The sequence below is a fragment of the Agrobacterium sp. genome, from assembly GCF_059499945.1.
Genome location: NZ_JCABZP010000020.1, coordinates 166,079 through 191,261 on the forward strand (window position 1 = coordinate 166,079; position 25,183 = coordinate 191,261).

Annotated in this window: 22 protein-coding genes; 3 read left to right on the top strand and 19 right to left on the bottom strand. The window is 60.8% G+C overall.

Annotated features, from left to right (window positions below):
• Window positions 1–103: 103 nt before the first annotated feature.
• Both AC5I5B_RS23725 and proP read left to right on the top strand, forming a co-directional pair.
• Window positions 104–400, top strand: coding sequence for a PRC-barrel domain-containing protein (locus AC5I5B_RS23725; RefSeq protein ID WP_003504518.1), 297 nt, complete (start codon window positions 104–106; stop codon window positions 398–400).
• Window positions 401–566: 166 nt separating this feature from the next.
• A complete protein-coding gene (proP, locus tag AC5I5B_RS23730; protein WP_174054685.1) occupies window positions 567–2,087 on the top strand; it encodes a glycine betaine/L-proline transporter ProP in 1,521 nt (506 codons plus the stop codon).
• Window positions 2,088–2,191: 104 nt separating this feature from the next.
• On the opposite strand, the gene AC5I5B_RS23735 is transcribed toward proP, so the two are convergent.
• The 14 genes from AC5I5B_RS23735 to AC5I5B_RS23800 form a co-directional block, all read right to left on the bottom strand.
• Window positions 2,192–2,917 (bottom strand): SDR family oxidoreductase, encoded by a 726-nt coding sequence (locus tag AC5I5B_RS23735; protein ID WP_003504515.1) that lies wholly within the window; start codon window positions 2,915–2,917, stop codon window positions 2,192–2,194.
• A 57-nt stretch (window positions 2,918–2,974) separates the two neighbouring features.
• On the bottom strand, window positions 2,975–4,585 hold the full coding sequence (locus tag AC5I5B_RS23740) for an FGGY-family carbohydrate kinase (protein ID WP_174054686.1): 1,611 nt from the start codon (window positions 4,583–4,585) through the stop codon (window positions 2,975–2,977).
• Window positions 4,586–4,676: 91 nt separating this feature from the next.
• On the bottom strand, window positions 4,677–5,408 hold the full coding sequence (locus AC5I5B_RS23745) for an SDR family oxidoreductase (protein ID WP_003504511.1): 732 nt from the start codon (window positions 5,406–5,408) through the stop codon (window positions 4,677–4,679).
• Window positions 5,409–5,446: 38 nt separating this feature from the next.
• Window positions 5,447–6,424 (bottom strand): ABC transporter permease, encoded by a 978-nt coding sequence (locus AC5I5B_RS23750; RefSeq protein ID WP_020813000.1) that lies wholly within the window; start codon window positions 6,422–6,424, stop codon window positions 5,447–5,449.
• Window positions 6,414–7,916, bottom strand: coding sequence for a sugar ABC transporter ATP-binding protein (locus AC5I5B_RS23755; protein ID WP_111781616.1), 1,503 nt, complete (start codon window positions 7,914–7,916; stop codon window positions 6,414–6,416). The genes AC5I5B_RS23750 and AC5I5B_RS23755 overlap by 11 nt, the downstream gene beginning before the upstream one ends.
• 70 nt (window positions 7,917–7,986) lie before the next feature.
• Complete coding sequence (locus AC5I5B_RS23760) at window positions 7,987–8,898, bottom strand: ABC transporter substrate-binding protein (protein WP_020813002.1); 912 nt, start codon at window positions 8,896–8,898, stop codon at window positions 7,987–7,989.
• Window positions 8,899–8,995: 97 nt separating this feature from the next.
• Window positions 8,996–9,880 carry a helix-turn-helix domain-containing protein gene (locus tag AC5I5B_RS23765; RefSeq protein WP_060724286.1) on the bottom strand — a complete coding sequence of 295 codons (885 nt, stop codon included), beginning with the start codon at window positions 9,878–9,880 and terminating at the stop codon, window positions 8,996–8,998.
• Window positions 9,881–10,253: 373 nt separating this feature from the next.
• Window positions 10,254–11,306: an NAD(P)-dependent alcohol dehydrogenase gene (locus tag AC5I5B_RS23770; protein ID WP_174054687.1), complete on the bottom strand. Its 1,053-nt coding sequence runs from the start codon at window positions 11,304–11,306 to the stop codon at window positions 10,254–10,256.
• A gap of 260 nt (window positions 11,307–11,566) precedes the next feature.
• Window positions 11,567–12,025 (bottom strand): DUF1801 domain-containing protein, encoded by a 459-nt coding sequence (locus AC5I5B_RS23775; RefSeq protein WP_112964896.1) that lies wholly within the window; start codon window positions 12,023–12,025, stop codon window positions 11,567–11,569.
• Window positions 12,026–12,304: 279 nt separating this feature from the next.
• Window positions 12,305–13,738: an ABC transporter permease gene (locus AC5I5B_RS23780; RefSeq protein ID WP_174054688.1), complete on the bottom strand. Its 1,434-nt coding sequence runs from the start codon at window positions 13,736–13,738 to the stop codon at window positions 12,305–12,307.
• A complete protein-coding gene (locus AC5I5B_RS23785; protein WP_020813007.1) occupies window positions 13,735–14,424 on the bottom strand; it encodes an ABC transporter ATP-binding protein in 690 nt (229 codons plus the stop codon). The genes AC5I5B_RS23780 and AC5I5B_RS23785 overlap by 4 nt, the downstream gene beginning before the upstream one ends.
• 4 nt (window positions 14,425–14,428) lie before the next feature.
• Entirely contained in the window at window positions 14,429–14,893 is a 465-nt protein-coding gene (locus AC5I5B_RS23790; protein ID WP_003504497.1) for a hypothetical protein, read from the bottom strand.
• Between the two features lie 115 nt (window positions 14,894–15,008).
• The gene (locus tag AC5I5B_RS23795; RefSeq protein WP_111781621.1) at window positions 15,009–16,763 is read right to left on the bottom strand and encodes an alkaline phosphatase; all 1,755 of its coding nucleotides are present in this window, start codon (window positions 16,761–16,763) and stop codon (window positions 15,009–15,011) included.
• 210 nt (window positions 16,764–16,973) lie between these two features.
• Entirely contained in the window at window positions 16,974–17,567 is a 594-nt protein-coding gene (locus tag AC5I5B_RS23800) for a TetR/AcrR family transcriptional regulator (protein WP_174054689.1), read from the bottom strand.
• A 121-nt stretch (window positions 17,568–17,688) separates the two neighbouring features.
• Between AC5I5B_RS23800 and AC5I5B_RS23805 the strand changes: the two genes are divergently transcribed.
• Window positions 17,689–18,915 (top strand): MFS transporter, encoded by a 1,227-nt coding sequence (locus AC5I5B_RS23805; protein ID WP_003504494.1) that lies wholly within the window; start codon window positions 17,689–17,691, stop codon window positions 18,913–18,915.
• 97 nt (window positions 18,916–19,012) lie between these two features.
• On the opposite strand, the gene purU is transcribed toward AC5I5B_RS23805, so the two are convergent.
• From purU to AC5I5B_RS23830, 5 genes are all read right to left on the bottom strand, one after another.
• Window positions 19,013–19,897 (bottom strand): formyltetrahydrofolate deformylase, encoded by an 885-nt coding sequence (purU, locus tag AC5I5B_RS23810; protein ID WP_003504493.1) that lies wholly within the window; start codon window positions 19,895–19,897, stop codon window positions 19,013–19,015.
• A gap of 122 nt (window positions 19,898–20,019) precedes the next feature.
• Window positions 20,020–21,288, bottom strand: a complete 1,269-nt coding sequence (gene glyA, locus AC5I5B_RS23815; protein WP_080864576.1) for a serine hydroxymethyltransferase — start codon at window positions 21,286–21,288, stop codon at window positions 20,020–20,022.
• 17 nt (window positions 21,289–21,305) lie between these two features.
• Window positions 21,306–21,860 carry a sarcosine oxidase subunit gamma gene (locus AC5I5B_RS23820; RefSeq protein ID WP_495752868.1) on the bottom strand — a complete coding sequence of 185 codons (555 nt, stop codon included), beginning with the start codon at window positions 21,858–21,860 and terminating at the stop codon, window positions 21,306–21,308.
• 13 nt (window positions 21,861–21,873) lie between these two features.
• Window positions 21,874–24,864, bottom strand: coding sequence for a sarcosine oxidase subunit alpha (locus AC5I5B_RS23825; protein WP_495752869.1), 2,991 nt, complete (start codon window positions 24,862–24,864; stop codon window positions 21,874–21,876).
• Complete coding sequence (locus AC5I5B_RS23830; protein ID WP_003504489.1) at window positions 24,861–25,181, bottom strand: sarcosine oxidase subunit delta; 321 nt, start codon at window positions 25,179–25,181, stop codon at window positions 24,861–24,863. The genes AC5I5B_RS23825 and AC5I5B_RS23830 overlap by 4 nt, the downstream gene beginning before the upstream one ends.
• Window positions 25,182–25,183: the final 2 nt, after the last annotated feature.

Sequence of the window (25,183 nt, forward strand, 5' to 3'; positions counted from 1 at the left end):
AATAGGCAGCGGTCCCGCGCTCGCCAGCATGGGGGATTTTGGATGGAACGGTTTTGCGGTGCGGGAGTTTGTTTTGTGCAAACCCAAGACAGGAGGAAGAACAATGGACCACAGCAATCACGTCCGTCTGGCTGAAACCGAACTCACGCCGTCCGTTCTGGAAGGCGCCACCGTTTATGGCGCGGATGATCACAAGGTCGGTAAAGTTGATCATGTGCACGGTGTCGGCGCCAACACGACAGCCATCATTGATGTCGGCGGTTTTCTCGGCATTGGCGCAAAGCCCGTTGCAGTGCCGATCAGCGACCTTGATTTCATGCGCGATGAAGATGGCGACGTCCATGCCGTTACCTCGTGGACAAAGGACCAGCTGAAGGACATGCCCGAACATCGTCACTAAGCCTGTCCCACCAGACTTCAGAAGCGCCCGGCCATGTGCCGGGCGTTCGTTTATATGGGCCGCTCCCTGCACCGCTCCCCCTCCGCCGGCAAATGGAACACTTGCGCATGTCAGGCATTTTCATGGCGCGCAATAATTGGGCGCAAGGCATTCAAGGGGACGACAATTGCACAATCAGATTCAGGCCAGCCCGCTGAGCATTGACGACGTGACCGTCATCGATGACGAAAAGGTCAAAAAGGCCGTAACGGCCGCAGCCCTTGGCAACGCCATGGAGTGGTTCGATTTTGGCGTTTACGGTTTTGTCGCTTATGCCGTCGGCAAGGTCTTCTTTCCCGAGGCGGCTCCCGCCGTTCAGACCGTGGCGGCACTGGCGACATTTTCGGTGCCGTTTCTCATTCGTCCTCTCGGCGGCATTTTCTTCGGCGCGATGGGCGACAAGTTCGGCCGCCAGAAAGTCCTTTCGCTCACCATCATCATCATGGCGGCGAGCACCTTCTGCATCGGCCTAATCCCGGGCTATGCGACCATCGGCATCTGGGCGCCTGTCCTCTTGCTGCTCTGCAAGCTCGCCCAGGGCTTTTCCGTCGGCGGCGAATATACCGGCGCGGCCATCTTCGTGGCGGAATATGCGCCGGACCGCAAACGCGGCTTCCTCGGCAGCTGGCTCGATTTCGGCTCCATCGCCGGTTTCGTGCTTGGCGCGGGGTTCGTCGTGCTGCTCAGCACCGCCATGGGGGAAGCAAAGTTCCTCGATTGGGGCTGGCGCATACCGTTCTTCCTGGCCGCACCGCTCGGGCTCATCGGCCTTTATCTCCGCCACGCCGCGGAAGAAACCCCGGCTTTCACCGAACGGCTGCAGCGCGCTGAAGAAGAGGACCGCCAGTCGCTCAAGGAACGGCCGATGGTGCCGATCGCGGAGATCGCCAGAGAGCATACCCGATCGCTGGCGATCTGCATCGGCATGGTTCTCGTCACCAACGTGACCTATTACATGCTGCTGACCTACATGCCGACCTATCTGTCAAAAACGCTGAATTACAGCGAGGATCACGGCGTTCTCATCATCATAGCTGTCATGGTCGGCATGCTGTTCGTCCAGCCGGCGATCGGCTTGCTGAGCGACCGGATCGGCCGCAGGCCGTTTCTCGCCGTCGGCAGCACGGCGATCCTTTTTTTCTCGCTGCCGGCCTTTCATTTCATTGCCAGCGGTCAGGTGGTGCAGATCTTCTTCGGGCTGCTCATTCTCGCAGTCGCACTCAATTGCCTGATCGGCATCATGGCCTCCACCTTACCCGCCCTCTTCCCGGCCCGCATCCGCTACAGCGCTTTGGCAATCGCCTTTAATATCTCGATCATCGTCGCGGGGCTGACACCAACGGTAACCGCCTGGCTGGTGGAGGTGACCGAAAACATCTACATGCCCGCCTATTACCTCATGGTCGCAGCCGTCTTCGGCATCGTCACGACCTTCTTCCTGAAGGAAACGGCCAACCGGCCGCTCTATGGCGATACGCCGAATGCCTCCAGCCGGAAGGAAGCAAAATCGCTTCTTGCCGAGCAATATCTCCACATCGAAAAAAGTGTCGAGGAGATCGACGAGGAACTCGTCAAGCTGGAGGAGCAGAAGAAAACCCTCGAGGCGAAACGCGAGGAACTCGTTGGCCGCCATCCGGACCTGAACTGATAACTGCGCGTCAAAAAGTAAAATGCGCGGCGGTGCATCTTGCACCCCGCGCATCAGGTTTGATGGTTTTCAGCAATCCGCCTTGATATCCGCCGTTGCCTGTTTCAAACGGCGAGGAAACCGCCATCGACGGGCAAGACGGCGCCGGAAATCATCTTGCTGTCGTCCGAGAGCAGCAGCGCGATGCTCTGCGCCACCTCTTCCGCTTCGGCAAAACGGTTAAGCGGATGACGAACCATCATCGGCTGGCTCTTTGCGGGGTCGTTCCAGGCTTCGGCAGCGAGTTCGGTCAACGTGATGGTCGGCGCAACCGCGTTGACGCGGATACCGTGGGGGCCGAGTTCCTTGGCGAGAACGCGTGTTGCGCCTTCAAGCCCTGCCTTGGACGCTGCATAACACAGGTGATCCTGAAAACCGCGATGGCCGGCGATAGACGTGATGTTGACGATGGCGCCACCGCCGCCATTTGCGATGCGGGCGCGGGCAAATTCCTGGCAGGTGACGAGGGCCGCGCGCAGGTTGATGCCCAGCACGGCTTCATAACCCGCATCGCTCATGTCGAGCACGCTTTCCAGCACGTTGATGCCGGCGCTGTTGATCAGGAAATCGCAGGGGCCAGCCTCCGCCATCGCGGCACGGGTGGCGGCGACATCGGCAAGATCGACACGGATCGAACGGCCGCCGATTTCGCTTTTCAGGCTGTCGAGATCGGACTGCGTGCGGCTGATCGCCACCACTTCCGCACCGCGCGCGGCCATCAGCTGTGCACAGGCGCGGCCGATACCTTTTCCTGCGCCGGTGATGATGACGGATTTTCCGGAAAACTGCATGGAATCCTCGTTATTTTGCGGCCGATACGGCCGGATGATCTAAGCTTGTGACGCGTTTCAGGAATGGCTGGCGGAACGAATGGCGCGCGCCGCATTCTGTAGCGCCAGAAACGCATCGTAACGCGCCTGATGAACATTCTGAAAATCAGGATCGGGTGTCGCGCAGCTGGCGATACGCGACATCGCTGGCATGGCGGCGATGAGGTCGGGATAGGTTCCCGCAGCAACGGCACCCAGCATAGCCGAACCGAGCAGCACCGGCTCCTCGCATTCGGTCAGTTCAACCGGAAGGCCGGTCGCATCCGCCAGCAATTGCCGGGCAAGCGGATGAGCACCCGCCCCACCGCTGACGCTGATCGTTTCCACAGGCGCGCCGTTGCGGGCCTGCGTCTCGATAATCTGGCGAAGCCCATAACCGAGGCCGAGAAGCCCCGCCACATAAAGCGCGACGAGAGAATCCACGCCCGTCTCCATGCCGTAACCGGCAATGACCGCGCGGGCATGGGGATCGGCGAAGGGCGCGCGGTTACCGAGAAATTCCGGCACCACATGAAAATCCTCGGCGATCTCAGCTGCGGCGGAAACCGAAGCGGCAAGGCTGAGAGCACGGTCGGCAAGCCATACCGGCAAGGCTTTGCCATCCTTCTCGGCAAGCGCCTTCGCCTCGGCAGAGGCCGGATGCAATTGCACCAGATAATCGATGGCCGCGCCGGCGGCGGACTGGCCGCCTTCATTGAGCCATGCGCCGGGAACCATGGCGGAATAATAGGGACCCCAGACGCCAGGCACAAAGGCGGGTTCGGCTGTGGTGGTCATGGTGCAGGAGGAAGTGCCGAATACATAACCGAGGCATCGCGAGGCGTCGCCACCCGCTGCCACCGTGCCAACGCCGCCGGCATGGGCGTCAATCAGGCCTGCGGCAACGGCGATGCCTGCAACCAGCCCCATAGCTTTTGCAGCGTCTTCGGTGAGACCCTTGCCCAGCGCCGTGCCGGGGTGAACGACGCTTTCACCGATGCGGCGGAAGCCCTGCTCCGCAAGATCACCAAGCCCGATGCGGGTGAAATAGTCCGCATCCCAACGGTTCTCATGGGCGAGATAGGTCCATTTGCAGGTGACCGTGCAGGCGGAGCGATCGAGCGCGCCGGAAGCCTTCCAGGTCAGAAAATCCGTCAGGTCGAAGAAGTGCTCGGCACGAGCATAGATATCCGGCCGGTTTTCGTTGAGCCACAGCAGCTTCGGCGTCTGCATTTCCGGGGAAATACGGCCGCCGACATATTTCAGGACGGCGTGTTCGCCGGCGTTGATGCGCTCCGCCTGTTCCACGGCGCGGTGATCCATCCAGACGATGATATCGCGTTCGGGATGATCGGCAGCGCCGACCGGCAAAGTCTCGTCATCAGCACCACGCACGACAAGCGAACAGGTCGCGTCGAAACCGATGCCGGCAACCTCTGCCGGATCGATACCGGCGCGTGACACGCTTTCCCGCACACTATCGCACACGGCCTGCCACACCTCACCACTCGATTGTTCGGCAATGCCCCCATCTTCGCGGTGCATGGTGATCGGGCGCTTGGCGGTGGCGAGAAGCTTGCCCGCGACATCAAAGACACCGGCCCGCGCCGAGCCGGTCCCGACATCGACGCCAACAAGATAGGAAGCCATTTACGATACTCCTCGGAGCGGATCATCCGGTGCTTGAACAGATTTTAAGCGGCGGGGGCCGTTTCCGGTTTTCCCGCCGCTCCAGGAGTTTTTAAACGCGGTCGAAGTTGGTCGGCAAGACCAGCATGTCGCGGATGGTGACGGTGCGCTTGCGCGTCAGCATGTAGATGACGGCATCGGCCACTTCGCTCGCATCGATCAGGCTGCCCGATTCCTTGGCCTTGCGGAGGTTTTCCTCCGGCCAATCGGCCAGAAGTGCGGAAACGACCGGGCCGGGAGAAACCTGCGCGACTCGCACGCCGTGCGGGATCATCTGGCGGCGCATGCCCTGCACGAAGCTGGTGATCGCCCATTTCGAGCCCGAATAGACCGGCTCCCAATAGGTCGGGAAATGGCCGGCGATGGAGCAGGTGACGATGATATCGCCGGTCTTGCGCTCGGACATATGCGGCACGACGGCATGAACGTTCTTCATGACGGCGTTGACGTTGAGGTTCAGCATCTTGTCGATGGCTTCGGGCGTCGTCTCCGTGAGATCGCCGCCGATATAGGTACCTGCGTTGCAATAGAGAATGTCGATATGATCGACCTTCGCAAGTATTTCCGGGATCATGGCGTTGCAGCTGTCGGCATCGAGCAGGTTCGTGACCTGCGGGATGGCGCGGTCGCCAAGCTTGGCGACCAGATCATTCAAGGCTTTCTCGTTCCAGTCGACCATGACCACGGTCGCGCCCTGTTCCAAGAGCGCTTCGGTGGTGGCAAGCCCGATGCCGGATGCGGCGCCGGTGATGACCGCGATCTTGCCTTGCAGCGATTCAGACATTTAGTTCTCCTGCGTTTATGAAGATGTTCCGGGCCGGCTCAGCGCCATTCGCGCCCGATATAGATGGCCAGCAGGATGATGCCGCCCTTGATGACATCCTGCAGATAGGGGTTGATGCCCATCAGATTGAGGCCGTTATTAAGGATACCGAGCAGCACCGCGCCGATGAGCGTGCCGAGAATGAGACCCCTGCCGCCTGCAATCGCCGTGCCGCCGAGAACGACCGCCGCAATAGCGTCCAGTTCGAAGCCGACACCGGCATTGGGCTGACCGCTCATCAAGCGGCCGGTGAGGATGAGCGCGGCAAAAGCTGCCGTGACGCCCGAGATGCCATAGACCGCAAGCTTGACGCGCTGGGTCTTCACGCCCGAAAGACGGGCCGCCAGCTCGTTTCCGCCAAGTGCATAGACATGACGGCCGAAAGCCGTTCGCTGCAACAGCACCCAGGCGATGGCATAAATCACCACCATGATCACGACAGGCACCGGAACGACACCGATACGGCCGACGCCGAACCAGGAAATCCAGCTCGGAATGCCGCTGACCGGGTAACCGCCGGAATAAATGAGGCCGAGACCGCGCGCCATGCCCATGGTGGCAAGCGTCACGATAATGGCGGGCATCTTGCCCCAGGCGACAAGCGCCCCGTTGAAGATGCCGATGCCGAGACCGATGAAAAGGCCAGCTGGCAAAGCAACCGCGGGCGACAGGCCGGTATTCACCATCAGGCCGGCCGACAGCGTGCCGACAAGCGCCATGACCGCGCCGACCGAAAGGTCGATGCCGCCGGTGAGGATGACGAAGGTCATGCCCACGGCGAGAATGCCGACGACGGAAACCTGCCGCAGCACGTTCATGATGTTGTTGACGCTGAAGAAATTGTCGCTCGCAAGCCCCATGAGGATCGATACGACGATGAGACCCGCCAGCGGCAGGGCGAGCGGCGAACGCAACATGGCGCCGAGACTGAAACCGCCCGTTTTCGCGGCTGTGCCGGTGTTTGCATCAAGCGACATGTTCAACTCTCCCGGTGGTGGCGTTTGTCATTATTGTTTCTGAATTGATGTCTTCGCCCTCGACCGTGGCGACGATGCCGCCGGAACGGAAGACGCAGACCCTGTCGGACATGCCGATCACTTCCGGCAGCTCCGAGGAGATCATGATGATCGAATGGCCCTTGGCGGCGAATTCACGCATGAGCGAATAGATTTCCGCCTTCGCGCCGACATCGATGCCGCGTGTCGGCTCGTCGAAGATCAGCACGCGCATGTCATGGTTCAGCCAGCGCGCGATGACGATCTTCTGCTGGTTGCCGCCGGACAGCGTGTCGACGCGGGCAAAAGGCCCCTGCGCCTTCACCTGCACCTGTGCCATGGCCTTCGTCGTGTGCTCCAGTTCCTTTTTGAGATCGAGGAACCAGTGCGCCTTGCGGTATTTGCGGTAATTGTTCAGCGAAATATTCTGCAGGATGGAGAAGCTGGTGATCAGCCCCTCTTCCTTGCGGCTTTCCGGCAAGAGGCCGATGCCGCGCATCAACGCTTCATCGGGGCCGGAAAAACGCGTGTCCACGCCATCGACCTTGATCTTGCGGCGCGACGCGGAATGCGCGCCGAGCATGGCCAGCACCGTTTCGGTGCGGCCTGAACCGACAAGCCCGGCAAAGCCGAGGATTTCACCCTTGCGCAGCGCAAAGCGCGAGACGGGGCCGCCCTTCTTCAATTGCAGCTCTTCCACTTCAATCACGCTTTCGGCGGAAGGATCGAGCTGCGGCTTTGGCGGAAAGCTGGCTTCGATGCGTCGGCCGACCATCATCTCGACGAGACGGTCATTATCGACCTCCGACGTCAGGCAGGAGCCGATCAGTTCACCGTCGCGCAGAACGGTGATGCGGTCGCAGATCTCGAATATTTCTTCCAGATGATGCGAAATGAAGATGATCGCCACGCCCTGACGACGCAGTTCGCGCATGACCTTGAACAGATGCTCGGTCTCAGACGGGGTGAGCGTCGCGGTCGGCTCGTCAAGAACAAGGATGCGGGCATCCAGCGACAGCGCCTTGGCGATTTCGACAAATTGCTGCTGGGCAACGGAAAGACGATGCACCGGCACGTCGAGCGGCACATCCACGGCCAGCCGGCTCATGATCTCAGCCGCGCGCTTGCGCATCGCGCCCTTGTTGAGAAGGCGCAGCGGCCCGCGGATTTCGCGGGCGAGGAACATGTTTTCCACGGCATTGAGATAGGGGATCAGGCTGAATTCCTGAAACACGATGCCGACGCCGGCGGCAATCGCCTCATCATAATTGGCGAAGCGGCGATCCTTGCCGTCGATGCAGATCGTCCCTTCCGAGGGCTGCAGAATGCCGCACAGGATCTTCATCAAAGTCGACTTGCCGGCGCCGTTTTCGCCTAGAAGCGCATGCACCTCACCGGCGCGCGCCTGAAGGTCGACGCCACGCAGGACTTCGATCTTGCCAAAGCTTTTTCTTATTCCATTCAGTTCCAGCATTTCACCCTCCTCGATGGTCGGGATTTAACCCCGCCCCCGCATAAGCGGGGACGGGACCTGGGAGGAGTTCTTACCAGCTGAACTCGCCGGCGTTTTTGCTGTCAACGACCATGACGTCGATCGGGACTTCCTTCGGCACGACGCGTGCGCCCCACTTCTGGGCGAGCGCCATGGCAAGACCGACACGAACCTGGTCACGCGGGAACTGCGCGGTGGTTTCGATGAAAGGGCCACCGTCGGCAATTGCCTTCACCGCTTCCGGCGCACCGTCCACCGAGGTCAGCTTGATGTCCTTGCCGGAACCCTGGATCGCAGCGAGTGCACCCATCGCGCCGCCATCGTTGACCGAGAAGATACCGGCGAGGTTCGGACGCGACTGAATCATGTTTTCGACGACGCCGAGAGCAACGGAGCGGTCCTGACGGCCATTCTGCGTGTCGACCAGCTTGATGTCTGCGAATTCTGCAAGAGCCGCCTTGCAACCTTCGACACGCTGCAGGATCGGCACGACCGGAATGCCGTCGAGGATAGCAACCTCACCCTTACCACCGAGGGCTTCACCGAGATATTTGCACGACTGGTAACCCGCGTCCCTGTTCTTCGAGCCGACGAAGGTGTCGACCGGGCCATTGGCGTTGGCGTCGACGGCGACGACAGTCACGCCGGCGGCCTTGGCAGCATGCACGGCGGCTTCGATGCCGGCGCTGTCGGTGGGGTTCAGGAGCAGGATGTCGATCTTCTGCTGAAGCATGTCTTCAACGTCGGAAATCTGCTTTGCCACATCGTGGCCGGCATCGGTGACGACGACATCGGCGCCAATGCTTGCAGCGGCTTCCTTCAGGGCTTCCTGCATCGATACGAAATAGGGGTTGTTCAGTTCCTGGAAGGTCATGCCGATCTTCAGCTTTTCCTGCGCCAGCGCCGGAGCGGCCATCATTGCAATTGCGGCTGTCGCCATCAGAAACTTGGATTTCATTTTCATCTCACTTTTCCTCCCGTTTGGAAAGTTGGGGCAACAGGTGCCCGTTTCCGGACAGCCCTCTGCCCGAATTGGTAAAAATCGGCGATGTGTCGCTGGTTTACTCCGCCATGACCGCTGCCTTCTGGGCTGCGAATATGGTTCGGAACCTCGACGGCGACATTCCCTTCAGCTTCAGGAAATGCCGGTTGAAATTCGAAAGGTTGGAAAAGCCCACATCGTAGCAGACCTCCGCCACCTTCACATCCTGATCCGCCAGGAGCATCTGGCAGGCAAGATCGATGCGTAACTGATTGCGATACCGCACCAGCGTCGTTCCCGTGTGGCGCTTGAAGGCGCGGGAAAAGGCGCTCGGGCTCTGACCCACCATGTCGGCGAGATCGATTTCCTCAACCTGCTCGGTCAGATGCTGGCGTAGATGCGACAGAGCACGGTTGATGCCGCTGTCGCCGATGCCGGTCAGATCCAACTCGTAGCTAAGGCTCGCCAGCACCTCCGATGTCGGGGCATTGACCAAGAGATCGAGAATTTCCCAGAAAAGCGCCAGACGCGTCAGCCCCTGCGCTTCGATCAACCGGAGGATCAGCGGGCGGACGCGGTCGCTGGTCTCATCATCGAAAAGAATGCCACGACGGCTGCGATCCAGGAGGCCGCGCACCACTTCCATTTCCGACATGGAAGTGCAGGCATCCTCGATAAAGCTCTCCGGAAACTGGATCACGAGGGAACGTGTCGGCACGATTTCGTCCGGCTCGATCTCGCTGATCCAGTTCTGGGGGAGATTAGGACCGGTCATGATGAGCTGACCGGGGCCGAAGCGACCGACGAAATCACCGATATAAAACGTGCCCGATGTGGCGACGACGAGGTGGATTTCGTATTCGGGATGATAATGCCAGCGCACGGTGCGGAACGGATAGCCATGCCGCCAGGCGGCGAAGGATTCGCCCTTGCGGATGTGCACCAGTTCCAGGTCGGGCTGCATCATGGTTCCTCCCATCAGTCGCGTCCGCCGTATTTGCGGACAGGAGCCATTTCCTCTTTATGGCTCGTCCCAGGCGTTGATGAGGAGCATATGGCGGGCGGCGGCAGTACATCCACATCACGCCGAAGAAATTGCCGATACTTTTTTGACTCTTTTTTGTCGAAAATTGAAGAGTCGCCCGAAAGGGCTGACCATAAACGCCGCGATGGGGCCGATTTTTCCGCTCAATTTAGTGTGATGCGCTCAAACAATGCGCAACCGGAAGCGATTTTCGTTGAAATTTTGACGTGTAGCCTGCCGGATGCCGGCAGGCTACACTCATACTTTTCCGCAACGTCTCTGCCGCTCAATCATCAGCGGCTGGCTTCGTTCGTTACTGCGGCATCACGATCTGCAGTTTCACATCCGTTTCCCGCGCTTCCACCGCACGGTCGAAACCGGCGATGCTATCTTCGAAGGGGATGGTGGCCGAAATCAGCGGCTTCAGGTCAACCTTGCCGGACGCGATAAGCGCCACGGCGCGGTCATAGACGTTGGCATAGCGGAAAACCGTCTCCACCCGAAGTTCCTTGGCCTGCAGGCCTACAATATCGACAGGAACCGGATCGACAGGCATGCCGACCAGCACGATCGCACCGCCCGGCCGCGCCAGCTTAGCCATGCCAAGCACGGCGGGTGCGGCGCCCGAGCATTCGAAGACGACATCGCAACCCCAGCCGTCGGTCGCAGCCGAAACGGCCTCTGCGAGATTGCGTTCGCGAATGTTGACGGTTTCGATGCCATCATAGGAGCCGATGATATCGAGCTTCGGCTGGGCAAGATCGGCAACGATGACCTTCGCGCAACCGCCGGCAAGTGCTGCGAGCGCCACCATCATGCCGATCGGACCTGCACCCGTTACCACGGCGATATCGCCCGGCTGGATACGCGCCCGCAGCGCCGCCTGCATGCCGATGGCGAAGGGTTCGACCATGGCGCCTTCGGCAAAGGACACGTTGTCGGGCAGCTTGTAGGTGAAGGCGGCAGGATGAATGACCTCGGGCGTCAGGCAGCCATGGATCGGCGGCGTCGCCCAGAAGCGGACAGCCGGATCGACATTATAGATGCCGAGCTTTGCGGCGCGCGATGTCGGATCGGGAATGCCGGGCTCCATGCAGACGCGATCACCAGCCTTCAGGTGTGTTACCTCGGCACCGGTTTCGATCACCGTTCCAGACGCTTCGTGCCCGAGCACCATGGGCGCATTGACGACGAAATGACCGATCTTGCCATGAGTATAATAATGGACATCAGAGCCGCAGATGCCGACCGTATGGGTGCGGATAAGCACATCCTTCGGCCCGAGTTCACCGGATCCCGCTCCACCGGGAATATCAAAATCCCTGAGCGAGAGCTTGCCTTTTTCTTCCAGCACCAGTGCCTTCATCTCATCCTCCGTGGTTTGCGATACGCCTGGCAGCGAATTCAGCAAGCGTGATGGCGTGCAACATTGGCAAAAGTAAACAGAAATCGGCCGGATTGGCCGGTTTTTCTTCGCAACGGAAAAACTGTATCGAGGAGCCTGCGATTTCTCATCATCCCCAGTGCGGCGCGGCCTTTGAAGGTGAGGAAAGACGGCATGATTCGCCGCCGCATTCCGCGATCTTCACCCGCTCCCAAGCCTGCCGAGCCGGCGAACCAAATCGCTCACATTTTTTCGCCGGGCAAGGCGCTCGCCTGCCGCACCCAGTCGGCAAACTGCGTTTCATCAAACGCACCCTCATGGATATCGAGGTAACGAACCTTCGGATGTTTGGAGGTGCCGGGTGGCAAGGGTTGTAAAGATACGCCGTTGAGAAAGGTCACTTTGATATATTTCGTAAAACAGTGAAGGCTGAGAAACCAGACATCGTCTTCCATGCCGTAAAAGGGCGAATTCCACTTCACGGCCTTACGCACACCGGGCACGAGGCTTTCGATCAGCGCATCGATACGTGCTCCGACCGGACTTTTCCAACCCGGCATGGCGGCAATATAGGCCTGCACCGGGCCGTCGCCATATCCCTTGGCAATCTGCGGATTGCCGCCCGAAAGAAGCTTCGGCGCGGCGGCGGGCGGCTCTGTCTGCGCGATTTCAGCAGATTTACCCGGCTTCTTTTCGACCATCTCGGTTCCCTCCCAGTATTGCGCGGCTCCTGCTTTTTTTCCCAAGCCTCGATGCAATCCTCAGTACAAGCCTGCCATAAAAAGCGGCCACAGTAAAAAAACTATATTTTATGTGCGTGCTCATGTTTTACGCCTTGGAGAGAATATTTGAGGCCGAAGCGTCGATGTGTCGGCATGGCTATCAAAATGCTGACGGACTAGACCGCGCCAATCGCCCCGGACTGGCACGCCATTCGATCAATCCAAAAAAAGCGAAAACTGCGGCGACTTGCGCGCGATCTAGGCGCGCAGGGCGGCGGCTGGAGACTGACGATAGGCGAGCAAAGCCGGTATCGCCGAAAGAACCGCGGCAAAGCCCAGCAGGAACAGTGCAAGACGCAAATCTTCGCGGGTGAAGCCAACCGGCAGGATGACGCCGCTTTTTGCGGTAAAGAGTTGTGCGCCGATATGGGCAGCGCCCAATCCGACCAGAAAACCGATGCCGACACCGAGCACCACCAGCAAGAAAAGCTCCAGCCAGACGATGGCGAATACCGAGCCGCGCGGCGCGCCGAATGCCCGCAATGCGCCGATCTGCCTGCGTCGTTGCCCGACATGGATCACCGTCACCAGCACCAGCGCCGCCGCCACCAACCCCTGCGAACCGGCGGCAACCGCGCTCAGCACCATCTTGGCATCGCCGAGCGTCGCATAGAGACCCGTCAGAACTTCGCCCGGGAAAACGCCAAGCGTATTACCGGTCCGGTATTCCTGCCGCAGGCGATAGGCGTCGGCGATCGTTTTGGGCTTGACGAGAATGGCCGGCAGGCCGGGCGTGCCCTCGCCGAAAGTCTCCACGATTGGCGCATCCGCATCGATGCCGCCTTGATGGTCAGACTCCACATGCGCCGAAGTGGCTGGGCCGAGGGCCAAAGCATGCTTTTGTCGCTGCGAGACCACCAGCTGAATAGCGGCTTCGGCATGATCCGCCTCGCCTTCGGCATGCGTATCACCATCTTCGTGATGTTCTTCGCCTTCATGGGCGTGATCGTGACCGTCCCCGTGGTGATGTTCTTCATCATGCGCGCCCGCATGGCCATCCTCATGCCCTTCATCATGGCCATGATCATGACCGAGACCATGGACGTGCCACACGGCCTGTATCGGCACGAGAATGGCGCGATCCCAGGGCGTGCCGGTGGGCTGCAATTTGCCAACGACTTTATAGGCGATCTCGGTATGGGTGTGGCCGCCGGTCTCGGCGGTGCCGTGCATCGGCTTGATCTCAGCACCGAGAGACAGATCGACGGCAGCCCCGAGTATGGCTTCGCCTTCCAGCGCGAACATCCTGCCCTCGGCAAAACCTGATGTCGTGTTGCTGACGAGGCTCATCGTCGTGCCGACTATCGGGTATCCGGCAAAGGAATCGCCAAACCCGACAGGTGCCGCCCAGGCAACGCGCGGATCGGCGGCGAGCTTCGTCAGAACAGCGCCGTCCACAAGCGGCAGCGGTGCGGCCTGCAGAAAAATGGAGGAAAGGATCAACTGGGTTTCGCTGCCGGCCGCGCCGATAACGAGATCGAATTTATCGGCGGCACGGGCGCTGCCGAGACGCAGCGAACGCTCCTGCAGCGTGACCGCAACGCCAAGCGCGGTGGCAAGCGCAACCAGGAGAACCACGACGATGCCACCCAGCCAAAGACGGCGCAGGTCGGCAAGGATGAAACCGATCATGCCGCAATCTCCTTCCGCTCGGTATCGGCGACGATACGGCCGCCGCTGAGGGTGAGACGCCGGTCGAGGCGGCCGATAAGATGCTGGTCATGGCTGGCGACGATAAGCGTGCTGCCGGTGCTGGCCGCAACGGAAAGCAGGAGATCACCGACAGCCTCGCCGCTTTCGAGATCGAGGCTTGCGGTCGGTTCGTCGGCAATGATGACGCCGGGACTGCGCAGCAGCGCACGGGCGATAGCGACACGCTGCATTTCACCGCGCGACATGGTCTCAACGTGCTGCCCCGGGCGTTTGAGGCCGACAGTCGCAAACAGGGATTCCGCGCGCTTCATGAGGTCCGCATTTGCCGCACGCGACAGGCGGGCGGGCAGCAGGATATTATCCAGCGCGGACAAGCCGGGAAAAAGATGAAACTCCTGCATGACGAGGCCGATATTGGCGGCGCGCCAGCGATCGCGGCGACCCTCGGGCAAATCCGCAATGTTCTCTTCTCCCCAGACAACGCGGCCGGCCTGAACACGCTCAAGGCCGGCGATGATGTTGATCAGGGTGCTTTTGCCCGAGCCGGAACCACCCGTCAGCGCAACGCGGCTACCGGCAGCGATTTCCAGACCGTCGAGAACGAGAACCGGCGCTGACAAACCGGGAAAGGATACGGCAAGATCATCTATCTTCAGGGACAGCATGGTCTCAAACCGTCGCGTATTCTGCCTGGCGGATGCGCAGCAGGCTGACAAAGCCGGTATCCGGATCGGTCCAGGAACCCGTTTCCAGCGTGCCGCGCACTTCGATTGTCTGGCTCGGCTGGGTAAAAGTCTGTTTTTCGCCGAGATAAACGACGACGATGTTGTCCGGCCAATCTGCATCCGTGGAGCAGAAGGGGCAGATCGACATGGGGATTTCGGTCAGCACGAAAAACTGCGCTTCGGCCTTCAGCGGCGGCGCCATGAAACCGCGCATGGCGATCTCCTTGCCGTTCAACTGCTTGACCTTTTCGGAAAACTCCAGTCCGAGGACGCTGACCTTGCCATAGAGTTCGTCGAAGGTGATGTCGCTGTTCGCCTGCGCGCGCGTGCCGGCGGCCAGCAGCGGTAGACCGGCAATGAGACCCAGGGTCTGGCGACGGTTGAAGTGCGCCCGATCAGCCTTGCTCATGACCATTCTCCTTCTTGAAAAGGTCTGCCATCGTCCGTCGTCAGAATGGACGATGAAAGACCTGAAACTATTGTGAGGGCACGCGATAGCGGCGTGCCCTCACAACATTCATATCTTAGTTGGTCTGCTTGGCGCCAAGTGCGAAAGCTTCGGCGAGACCCTTGTAGACGTCGCTCTGTTCCATGTAGCCACGGAAGCCTTCAGCGCCGGGGCCTTCAGCCTGCAGAACGACGTCATCCACTGCGTGGACGCCGCTATCCGAGCTTTTCGGAATGATGCCGGGTACGAACACAGCACCGGGAACGTCCTTGTACTGCTCGTTGGCGACATATTCCTTCTTTTCGTTCTGGACGGCCGGTGTGAACGGGCCATCAAGCTTCGGACGGAAGGTCTCGTAATGGTCAGGACCGTTATTGGCGTTCAGGAACAGACGACGGGAAACGTCGACCCTGTCAGGATAACCGTCACCGTCCTTGTCTTCATAGTTCGGGAAGCCGGCCTCGGCATAGGTGCCGACCTTTTCGCGCATTTCGGTACCCGGCTTGTCATCATCGACGGTGCCGATGATGGAAACGCCATGCGTATGGTCGCCGGTGACGACGATCAGCGTATCGGGGTTCTTCGCGGCGAATTCACGGGCGACACCGACGGCCTTGTCGAATTCGATCGTGTCGACGACAGCGCGATCCCAGTCAAGCGGATGGGACATCTTGTCGACGTTGGCAGCTTCGACCATCAGGAAGAAGCCGTCCGGGTTCTTCGACAGTTCGCCGAGCGCAACCTTGGTCATTTCAACGAGGCCCGGCTGATCCGGGAACTTCGCCGTGGTGCCCTTCTTGAGGAACTCGCGGTCGAGCGCTGTGTCCATGTTGCCGGTGTGGAACAGGCCGAGGATCTTGCCGGTGTTGGTGCCGGCGGCCGTGGCGAGTTCCGCCTTGCTGGTCGCCAGCGTGTAGCCAGCTTCCTTGAACAAAGCGATATAGTCCTTGTCATCCTTGCGCTTGGAACCCGCCGTCGCCTGCGGCAGGAAATAAGCGGAGCCGCCGCCGAGGAGGACATCCGGCTTCACGTCGAACAGCATGCCGTTGATGTCGGCCTTGTCGCCGCGCTTGCGGGTGTGGGCAACGACGGCAGCCGGCGTGGCGTCCTGCAGTTCGGCGGTCGAGATGATGCCGATCGACTTCTTGGTCTGGCGGCGCAGGGCTTCCGCGATCGTTTCGACCTTCGGATCGTCGAGCGAGGCCGGGGTACGGTCGGCATAAACGCCAATGGCGTTCACGGCGGTCTTGTGACCGGTCATGTAGGCTGACATGGTGTTGGCGCTGTCGGTGGCGACAGCGTCGGTGGCGGAGGTGCCGATGAAGGCGACCGGCGGCACATCATCCATGTTGAGGCGGCCATTGGCCTTACCCTCGGTCATGCCCTTGGACATGATGCGGGCAGCAGTGCGGTGAGCGACGGACAGGCCGTCGGCGATCAGGAAGATGACGTTCTTGGCTTTTGCCTGGGCCGGCGTGCCATAAACGGTCCAGGTGATCGTCTTGGTTTCGGAACCGGCAGAAACTTCGACCTTGTAGTCACCGGCGCTGGCGAGCGTGACCCCACGCAGGATGACGGCCGAACCAAGGACCTTGTCCTTGTTCTTTTCTTCGGCGACGAACTCCGCATCCTTGCCGAGAGCGGCCTTGTAATCCTGGCCGTTGACGGTGATCTTGACGTCTTCCGGCTTTACGACGGAAGCGAACTCGACTTTGAAATCGAACGGCGAACCGGTCAGGATCGTAGCACGATCAAGCGGATAAACCTCGGCAGCCTGAACGGCGCCGGCAAGAAAGGTCGTGGCGACCAAAGCAGCAACGATTTTGCGCATATTCCCCTCGCGAAACGTGTGAAAACCACACTTTCTCCTAGACCCGCGATATGACAGTTGCATGACTTGCAGGCAGCATATCCGGGCTCATGGGAAATTCGCGGGGGACGGTTTCAGCACGCCGTCCTCCTGTCGGGCGAATGCAGGATATGCTGTGGACCGAATGATCGGGCTGCCCGGCGCGCATGGGCAACCGCGTAAAGCCCCGGATCAGTCTTTCCTGATCCGCAATCCCTCCAGAAAGGCCCGGAAGCTTCCCACGGCCCGTTTCGAGGTCATTTCGGGGTCGTCGGAATTGGCGATCCACTGGGCGGCGGCGCTGCTTGCCGCGTTGATGAAACGGGCGCATGCCTCCGCATCGATATCGCCGATAGTGCCTTCATCCTTCAGGGCATCGAGGCTTCGCGCGACTGCCGAGATGCAGCCGTTTGCATTTGGCCAGCGCGACGGATCGCCGAGCACCGCCGGCCCGTCACGAAACATGATCCGCTGGATTTCCGGTTCGAGAGCCATGCGCACATAACCGAGATTTTCCTCGACAAAACCCTCCCACAGGGACTCGGCCCTCGAGGAGATGTCACAGAGCCTCTTCGTCATTTCCGCGTCGATTTCGGCCACCACCGCCAACAGCAGGCCTTTTTTATCGCCAAAATGGTGATAGAGCGCGCCGCGGGTGAGACCGGCCTCGGCGGTGAAGTCATCCATCGACGCCTCCGCATAACCGATGCTGCCAAAGGCCTTGCGGCCGGCAGCCAGAAGCTTCGTCCGCGTCTCAGCAATCATTTCACTGCGAGGTTTGCGCATTTTTTCTCCATTTTCCACATACGACGCGTATATTAGTTGACATACGCACCGTATGCAATTATCTCATTCACATACGCCACGTATGTATGTGGTGGACACCCTCTGAACAAGGTGCATCCCGATGGCTAATCCATACAGAGAAATTTTCCGGGCTCCAGGCGCAAAAGGCTTTTCCGCCGCCGGTTTCTTCGCCCGCCTTCCCATTGCCATGGCCCCGATCGGCATCGTCGCCATGCTTTCGCAAACCCATGGCGAATATTGGCTGGCCGGCGCCGTCTCCGCAACCTTTGCGCTGACCAATGCCGCCGTCTCCCCACAAATCTCCCGGCTGGTGGATCGCAAGGGGCAGAGCAAGGTCCTCATCCCCGCCACCATCGTCTCGGTCATCGCCTTTGCGGCGCTGATTATCGCGACAAACCAGAAATGGCCGGCCTGGACGCTGTTCCTTTCCGCCTTCCTCGCCGCCGCCATGCCGAGCATTCCGGCCATGATGCGCGCCCGCTGGACGGAAATCTTCCGCGACCGGCCGGAACTGAACACCGCATTCGCCTTTGAATCCGCCGCAGACGAACTCGTCTACATTTCCGGCGCCTCGCTTTCCGTCGGCCTGGCAGTCTCGCTCTTTCCGGAAGCGGGCATGATGATCAGCACCACCTTCCTGGCGCTCGGCACCTTCGCTTTCCTTCTGCAACGTTCGACCGAGCCCAAGGTACGCCCGGTTGAAAGCGGTCGCCGGCAGCGTTCGGCCATCTCCCTGCGCCCGGTCCAGATCATCACGCTTGCGCTGATCTTTGTCGGCTCCACTTTCGCCACTGCCGAGGTAAGCGCCGTCGCAATCACCAAGGAACTTGGCCAACCGGAAGCCGCCAGTCTCGTCATCGGCGTCTATGCCATCGGGTCCTTCGTCGTCGGCCTCATTCTCGGCGCGCTCAATCCCAAAATGCCGCTGCAACGGCAACTGCTGATCGCCGTCAGCGTGCTTGCACTCACCGCTCTGCCGCTGCTTGCCGCCAGCACCTCCGTTGCCCTTCTGGCTTTTGCCGTTTTCCTCAGCGGCGTTGCAATCTCCCCGATCTTCATCACCTCATTCGGCCTGATCGAGCGCCGGGTGCCTGAATCGATGCTGACGGAAGGCGTGACCTGGGTGATGACCGGCATCGGTATCGGCATGGCGCTCGGCGCCTTCATCTCCGGCTGGGTCATCGATAATTTCGGCCCGGATAACGGTTTCTGGGTGTCAGTTGCCGCAAGCCTTTCGACCGTTGCCATCATCACGCTCGGTCAGCGCAGCCTCTCGGGAGATCGCGAAAGATCCGGCGCGGAGACCGTGGCGCAGCCCGCAGAATAACAACCCTCACTCGTAGTCCGCCTCGTTCACTGGCAGGACGGCATGACAACGAGCCACTGACGACGGACGCAAATCACGGTTCCGCATGAGCCGGCATTCAGCCCATGCGCTCGGACACATGCTCCCCGGGAGACGCGGGAAAGACAACCGTCCTGTTTCCATTCAGGAAGACCCGGTGATGAATATGGGCGTGGATGGCCCGCGCAAGAACCTGGCTTTCCACATCCCGACCCAGGCTGACATAGTCCATCGCGCTTTGGGCATGGGTTACGCGGATCGTATCCTGCTCGATGATCGGCCCTTCATCGAGATCGGCGGTGACGTAATGGGCGGTCGCGCCGATCAGCCTCACCCCGCGTTCATAAGCCTGTTTATAAGGGTTGGCGCCCTTGAAAGATGGCAGGAAAGAATGATGGATGTTGATGATGCGGCCAGACATTTCCTGACACAGCCGGTCCGACAGGACCTGCATGTAGCGCGCAAGCACCACAAGCTCCGCTCCGGTATCCCGCACCACCTGCAGGATCGCGGCTTCCGCCTCGGGCTTCGTTTCCGGCGTGACGCGAATGTGGTGAAAGGGAATATCCTCGTTCACCACCTGCTTCTGGTAATCGAGGTGATTGGAAATCACCGCGACGATCTCGACCGGCAGCGCGCCGATGCGGGAGCGATACAGCAGATCGTTGAGACAATGACCGAAGCGCGAGACCATGATCACGACCTTCGTCTTTCGCGAAAGGTCATGAATATCATAGTCCATATCGAAATCGGCCGCGACGGGACCAAAGCCGTCGAGCAGCGCATCGCGTCCCGATCCCTGTTCGGAAACGAAGCTCAACCGCATGAAAAAGCGGCCCGTCTCCTGGTCGGTGAATTGCGAACTGTCGTTGATATTGCATCCGGACCGGGCGAGATAACCGGATACGGCGGCGACGATGCCGCTGCGCGCCGGGCACGCGACTGTCATTATATAGGTGCTCAAATCCTGCTCCCCTGGGTCTTTGCCGCGCGGACGGATCGCCCGCGCTTTCGCGCAGATTGCCTATCAACCGCCGGCCGTGGTCAGGACGGCGATTGAGACTAATCGAAGCCCGGCAGGGCCGCTTACGAACCGTAGATCGGGAAGGCCTCGCAAAGTGCAGCAACCTCTCCCCGCACCTCGGCTTCGACCGCGGCATCCCCTTCGGCATTCGCCGCCAGCGCGTCGATGACACGTAAGATCAGCGCGCCGATCTGTTCGAATTCGGCCACGCCGAAACCGCGGGTGGTACCCGCCGAGCTTCCAAGCCTGACGCCCGAAGTGACGAAGGGCTTTTCCGGGTCGTTGGGAATGGCGTTCTTGTTGCAGGTAAGCCCCGCCCGCTCCAGAGCGATTTCGGCAACCTTGCCGGTCACGCCTTTCGGCCGCAGATCGACCAGCACCATGTGGCTGTCGGTTCCACCCGAGACGATGCCCAGACCACCCTTCGTCAGCACCTTTGCCAGCGCCTGCGCATTGGCGATGACCTGGCCGGCATAGTCGGAAAATTCCGGACGCAAGGCCTCGCCGAAAGCCACGGCCTTGGCGGCGATGACGTGCATCAGGGGGCCGCCCTGATTGCCGGGGAAGACGGCCGAGTTCAGCTTCTTCGCCAGATCGGCGTCATTGGTAAGGATCACGCCGCCGCGGGGGCCGCGCAGGGTCTTGTGGGTGGTGGAGGTGACGACATGGGCGTGCGGCACCGGGTTCGGATATTTGCCGCCGGCGATCAGACCGGCATAATGGGCCATGTCGACCATCAGATAAGCGCCGACTTCGTCGGCTATTCTGCGGAAGCCGGCAAAATCGATCTGGCGCGGATAGGCCGATGCGCCCGCCACGATCAGCTTCGGCTTGGTCTCCAGCGCCCGCGCCCGCACCTTCTCCATATCGATCAGATGTGTATCGGCATCGACCTCATAGGAGACGACATCGAACCACTTGCCGGACATCGTCACCGGCGAACCGTGGGTCAGGTGGCCGCCATGGGCAAGTGACATGCCCATGATCCGGTCGCCCGGCTGCAGCAGCGCCAGAAACACCGCCTGATTGGCCTGCGCGCCGGAATGCGGCTGCACATTGGCGAATTCCGCACCGAAGAGCTGCTTCAACCGGTCGATGGCGACCTGTTCGACCTTGTCGACAAATTCGCAGCCGCCGTAATAACGCTTGCCGGGATAGCCCTCGGCATATTTGTTGGTCAGCACCGAGCCTTGAGCCGCCAGAACATCGGCGGAAACGATGTTTTCCGAAGCGATGAGCTCGATCTGCGTTTTCTGGCGGTCGAGTTCCTCGGCGATGGCGTCAGCGATCACCGTGTCCGAAACGGTATTATGTGACAGGCGGTTGAGCATTGTTTTCTCCTCCCAGATCAAGCGATATCAGCCGCAAGTTCCTTGCAGCCGGTTTCAAGCAAATGGCCAAGATGCGACACGAAACTGTTCCAGATATCCATGCGGAAACGGTTTTCCGCATCGCGCCAGAGCACCACGGTCACGCCGTCGAAAATCGTTCGACGCGCCTCACCAATAGCAATGGTGTCGATATCGCGGGCGCAGCCCAGCGTCAGCAGTTCGCCAGCCTGTGGCCCCTCGATCGAGAGCGTCACTTCCCGGCCGGAAATGTCGACGAGGCTGTGTGGGTGGCTGGCATAGACAGCGCCGCAGGCCGCAATCAGCCTGTCGGCTTCCCCTGTCGGAGCAAGGATCGTCCATTCGTCGGGACCGAGGCGCACGGCCTCGATTTCGCCTGCGGCGGAGCGGGTGCCGATCCGGTCGGGCAAGGCGAGGCCAAGGGCGGCGCTGAGCGGGGTGAGATCACCCCGGGCGCGTAGCGACAGCCGCGTCTGCACCGGCAGGATGCTGACCCGGGCCGCTTTGCTCTCGGCCAAAGTGCCGGAAACGGGGGAGGAAACGCGCATGTTCATTGTCATCTCCGGGTCAGATTTTCAGGCGGGTATTTTCGGGATCGACAAAGACCATCCCGGTGATTTTCGCGGCAATGGTGCGGTCCAGCATGGGGATGTAGACGGTCTCGCCCATCCGCTCATGGCCACCCTCCACCAGAGCCAGCGCGATGGGCTGGCCGGCGGCATCCGAGTGATAGGACGAGGTGACGTGGCCGACCATTTTCATCGGGATCGGCTGTTTCGGATCAAAGACGATCTGCGCGCCCTCTTCCAGCTTCGAGCGGTCTTCGGTCAGAAGGCCGACGAGATGACGGCGATCCTTGGCGACGAGATCGGGGCGGGCAAGGCCACGCTTGCCGACGAAATCCGGCTTGTTCTTGCCCACGGCCCAGCCCATCGCGGCGTCATAGGGCGTGACGGTACCATCGGTATCCTGACCGACGATGATGTAACCCTTTTCGGCACGCAGCACATGCATGGTCTCGGTGCCGTAAGGCGTGATGCCATATTGCTGGCCGGCCTCCCACAGGATTTCCCAGAGCTTGCGGCCGAGCGGTGCAGGGACATTGACCTCGAAGCCGATCTCGCCGGTGAAGCTGACGCGGAACAGCCGCGCCGGCATGCCGGCCACCGTGCACTCCACGCAGGACATATGCGGGAAGGCCTCTTCCGTCAGTTCGACGCCTTCCACCAGCGGCGCGAGCAGCTTTGCCGCGTTCGGGCCGTTCAGCGCAATGGTGGACCATTGTTCGGTCGTCGAGGTCAGCCAGACATTGAGATCCGGCCACTCCGTCTGGAGGTAATCCTCCATCATGTTCAGCACCCGGGCGGCGCCGCCTGTCGTGGTGGTGACGTGGAAACGGTCTTCGGTCATGCGGCCGATGACGCCATCGTCGCGAATGAAGCCGTCATCGCCGAGCAGCAGGCCATAACGGCAGCGGCCGGCAGCGAGCTTCGTCCAGGGATTGGTATACATGCGGTTCATGAACTCGACCGCATCAGGCCCGACAACTTCGATCTTACCGAGCGTCGAGGCGTCGAAAATGCCCACACTCTGGCGCACCGCCCGGCATTCACGGCCGACAGCCGCATCCATGTCTTCGCCCGGTTTAGGGAAATACCAGGCGCGACGCCATTGTCCGACCGGCTCGTAGACCGCGCCATGGGCCTCAGCCCACCCGTCGATCTGCGTCTTGCGCGTTACCTCGAAATGCGCGCCGCGGTGATAACCGGCGAAGGCTCCGAAGGTCGTCGGCGTATAGGGCGGGCGGAAGGTGGTGAGGCCGACCTGCGGCTGGCGTTTGCCGAGTGCTTCCGCCGCGATGTTGAGGCCGTTGATGTTGGACATCTTGCCCTGATCGGTCGCCATGCCGTTGGTGGTGTAGCGCTTGACGTGCTCTATGGAACGCATGCCCTCACGCACGGCGAGCCTAAGATCCTTGGCAGTCACATCGTTCTGGTAATCCACGAAAGCCTTGGCCTTGCCGGCATCACGGTCGCTCGGCAGTTCGGTGTGCGAGACGCCGCTGCCGGTGCGGTCATGTTCCACCACAAGAGCGGAAGGGTTGGCGGCCTTGCCGAGCACTGCTGCAACTTCGCGACCCCGTTCAGCACCGTCCTTCAGCGCGGCCTCGATGCCCCAGAGCCCGCGTCCGGCCCCGGCAATCACGCAATCCTCGTTGGTGGCGGCAGGAAGGAAGGTAGTCCGCTCATCATCCCAGGCGATCTTGCCCTGCGTATGGGAAAAGAGATGCAGCGACGGCGTCCAGCCGCCGGACATCAGCACCGCATCGCAGGCGATTTCCTGCCCCGCACCGACCGACGCGCCACTAACCGGATTGACCCGGACTGACTTGACGCGCAGCCGCCCCGACGTCGCCGTGACCGTATGCGACAGCTTGACCGGAATGCCGAGCGCACGCGCCTCGTTCACCAGTTCTTCCCGCACCTTGGCGCGGGTATCGACAATGGCCTGAACGCGTGCGCCTGCTCCGTGAAGATCAAACGCCGCATACCAGGCGCTGTCATGGCTCGTCACCACCACCGGCCGGTTGCCGACCTTGACGCCATAGCGGTTGAGATAGGTCTGGGCGGCACCCGCGAGCATCACGCCCGGCCGGTCGTTGCCGTGGAAAACCAGCGGCTTTTCCAGTGCACCCTGCGCCAATACGACGTGACGCGCCCGAACGCGCCACAGGCGTTCGCGCGGCGTATCCTTCGGCACGGTCTCCAGATGGTCCGTGAGCTTTTCGCAAAGGCCGATCATGTTCTGGTGGTAATAGGCGATGGCCGTCGTGCGGGTCATTACCTTGACGCCGCGCTCCTTCAGCGCCGTCAACTCATCCGCCAGCCAGTTCCATGCGGGCTTGCCATCGATCTTCGCCTGCGGCTCCGACAGCAGCGTGCCGCCGGCTTCGGCATTTTCATCGACCAGCACGACCTTGAGACCATCGACCGCCGCCGCACGCGCCGCCGCCAGACCGGCCGGACCCGCGCCGACGATCAGCACATCGCAATGCAGGTTGCGCGAGGCATAGGTGTCGGGGTCCTCTTCGGTGGGCGAAACGCCGAGACCCGCGGCCGCGCGAATGAAGGGCTCATAGACCTTGTTCCAGAAGCTCTTCGGCCACATGAAGGTCTTGTAATAGAAACCTGCCGAAAACAGCATATAGGCCATGTCGTTGACAGCGCCGATATCAAATTTCAGGCTCGGATATTTGTTCTGGGAGGTGGTTTCCAGCCCGTTCCAGATTTCCTGCACCGTGGCGCGGGTGTTCGGCTCGAAACGTCCGGCGCTGCGGCGGGTGCCGATCAGCGCATTCGGCTCTTCGGAACCCGCCGCCACCGGGCCGCGCGGGCGGTGGTATTTGAACGAGCGGCCCATGAGATGCACGCCATTGGCGAGAAGTGCCGAGGCGACCGTATCGCCCTTCACGCCGCGATAGGTCCTGCCATCGAAGGTAAAGCTGACCGAGCGGGCGGCATCCACACGGCCACGGCCGGAAACGCGATAGGAGTTCATTTCGACACCTCGGAACTGGCTGGTGCACGGGTCAGGGAAGAAAGTTCTGGACGCGGTTCACCCGCACGATAGGTCGTGAGGAACCGGTCGCTCACCGTGTCACGCACGGCGTTGAAGAAGCGGCCGCAACCATGCAGATGCCGCCAGCGCTCGAAATGCGGGCCTTTCACGTTTTCGCGGATGAAGAGGAATTCTTCCCATTGCTCATCGGTCTGCGACGAAGGATCGGCGGCGCGGGTAATATGGGCCTGCCCGGCATAGGTAAATTCGGCTTCGGGCAGCGTTTCATTGCAATAGGGGCAGCGGATCAAAAGCATGG

Bases quoted from the DNA above. Each gene is read 5' to 3' on its own strand.
- AC5I5B_RS23795 (WP_111781621.1), bottom strand. From the start codon at position 16,763: ATGCGCAAAATCGTTGCTGCTTTGGTCGCCACGACCTTTCTTGCCGGC.
- AC5I5B_RS23750 (WP_020813000.1), bottom strand. From the start codon at position 6,424: ATGTCGCTTGATGCAAACACCGGCACAGCCGCGAAAACGGGCGGTTTC.
- AC5I5B_RS23775 (WP_112964896.1), bottom strand. From the start codon at position 12,025: ATGGTCGAAAAGAAGCCGGGTAAATCTGCTGAAATCGCGCAGACAGAG.
- AC5I5B_RS23790 (WP_003504497.1), bottom strand. From the start codon at position 14,893: ATGAGCAAGGCTGATCGGGCGCACTTCAACCGTCGCCAGACCCTGGGT.
- AC5I5B_RS23740 (WP_174054686.1), bottom strand. From the start codon at position 4,585: ATGGCTTCCTATCTTGTTGGCGTCGATGTCGGGACCGGCTCGGCGCGG.
- AC5I5B_RS23825 (WP_495752869.1), bottom strand. From the start codon at position 24,864: ATGAACTCCTATCGCGTTTCCGGCCGTGGCCGTGTGGATGCCGCCCGC.
- AC5I5B_RS23760 (WP_020813002.1), bottom strand. From the start codon at position 8,898: ATGAAAATGAAATCCAAGTTTCTGATGGCGACAGCCGCAATTGCAATG.
- AC5I5B_RS23765 (WP_060724286.1), bottom strand. From the start codon at position 9,880: ATGCAGCCCGACCTGGAACTGGTGCACATCCGCAAGGGCGAATCCTTC.
- AC5I5B_RS23725 (WP_003504518.1), top strand. From the start codon at position 104: ATGGACCACAGCAATCACGTCCGTCTGGCTGAAACCGAACTCACGCCG.
- AC5I5B_RS23800 (WP_174054689.1), bottom strand. From the start codon at position 17,567: ATGCGCAAACCTCGCAGTGAAATGATTGCTGAGACGCGGACGAAGCTT.
- AC5I5B_RS23770 (WP_174054687.1), bottom strand. From the start codon at position 11,306: ATGAAGGCACTGGTGCTGGAAGAAAAAGGCAAGCTCTCGCTCAGGGAT.
- AC5I5B_RS23785 (WP_020813007.1), bottom strand. From the start codon at position 14,424: ATGCTGTCCCTGAAGATAGATGATCTTGCCGTATCCTTTCCCGGTTTG.
- AC5I5B_RS23830 (WP_003504489.1), bottom strand. From the start codon at position 25,181: ATGCTTTTGATCCGCTGCCCCTATTGCAATGAAACGCTGCCCGAAGCC.
- AC5I5B_RS23735 (WP_003504515.1), bottom strand. From the start codon at position 2,917: ATGCAGTTTTCCGGAAAATCCGTCATCATCACCGGCGCAGGAAAAGGT.
- AC5I5B_RS23820 (WP_495752868.1), bottom strand. From the start codon at position 21,860: ATGAACATGCGCGTTTCCTCCCCCGTTTCCGGCACTTTGGCCGAGAGC.
- glyA (WP_080864576.1), bottom strand. From the start codon at position 21,288: ATGCTCAACCGCCTGTCACATAATACCGTTTCGGACACGGTGATCGCT.
- AC5I5B_RS23755 (WP_111781616.1), bottom strand. From the start codon at position 7,916: ATGCTGGAACTGAATGGAATAAGAAAAAGCTTTGGCAAGATCGAAGTC.
- AC5I5B_RS23780 (WP_174054688.1), bottom strand. From the start codon at position 13,738: ATGATCGGTTTCATCCTTGCCGACCTGCGCCGTCTTTGGCTGGGTGGC.
- AC5I5B_RS23745 (WP_003504511.1), bottom strand. From the start codon at position 5,408: ATGTCTGAATCGCTGCAAGGCAAGATCGCGGTCATCACCGGCGCCGCA.
- AC5I5B_RS23805 (WP_003504494.1), top strand. From the start codon at position 17,689: ATGGCTAATCCATACAGAGAAATTTTCCGGGCTCCAGGCGCAAAAGGC.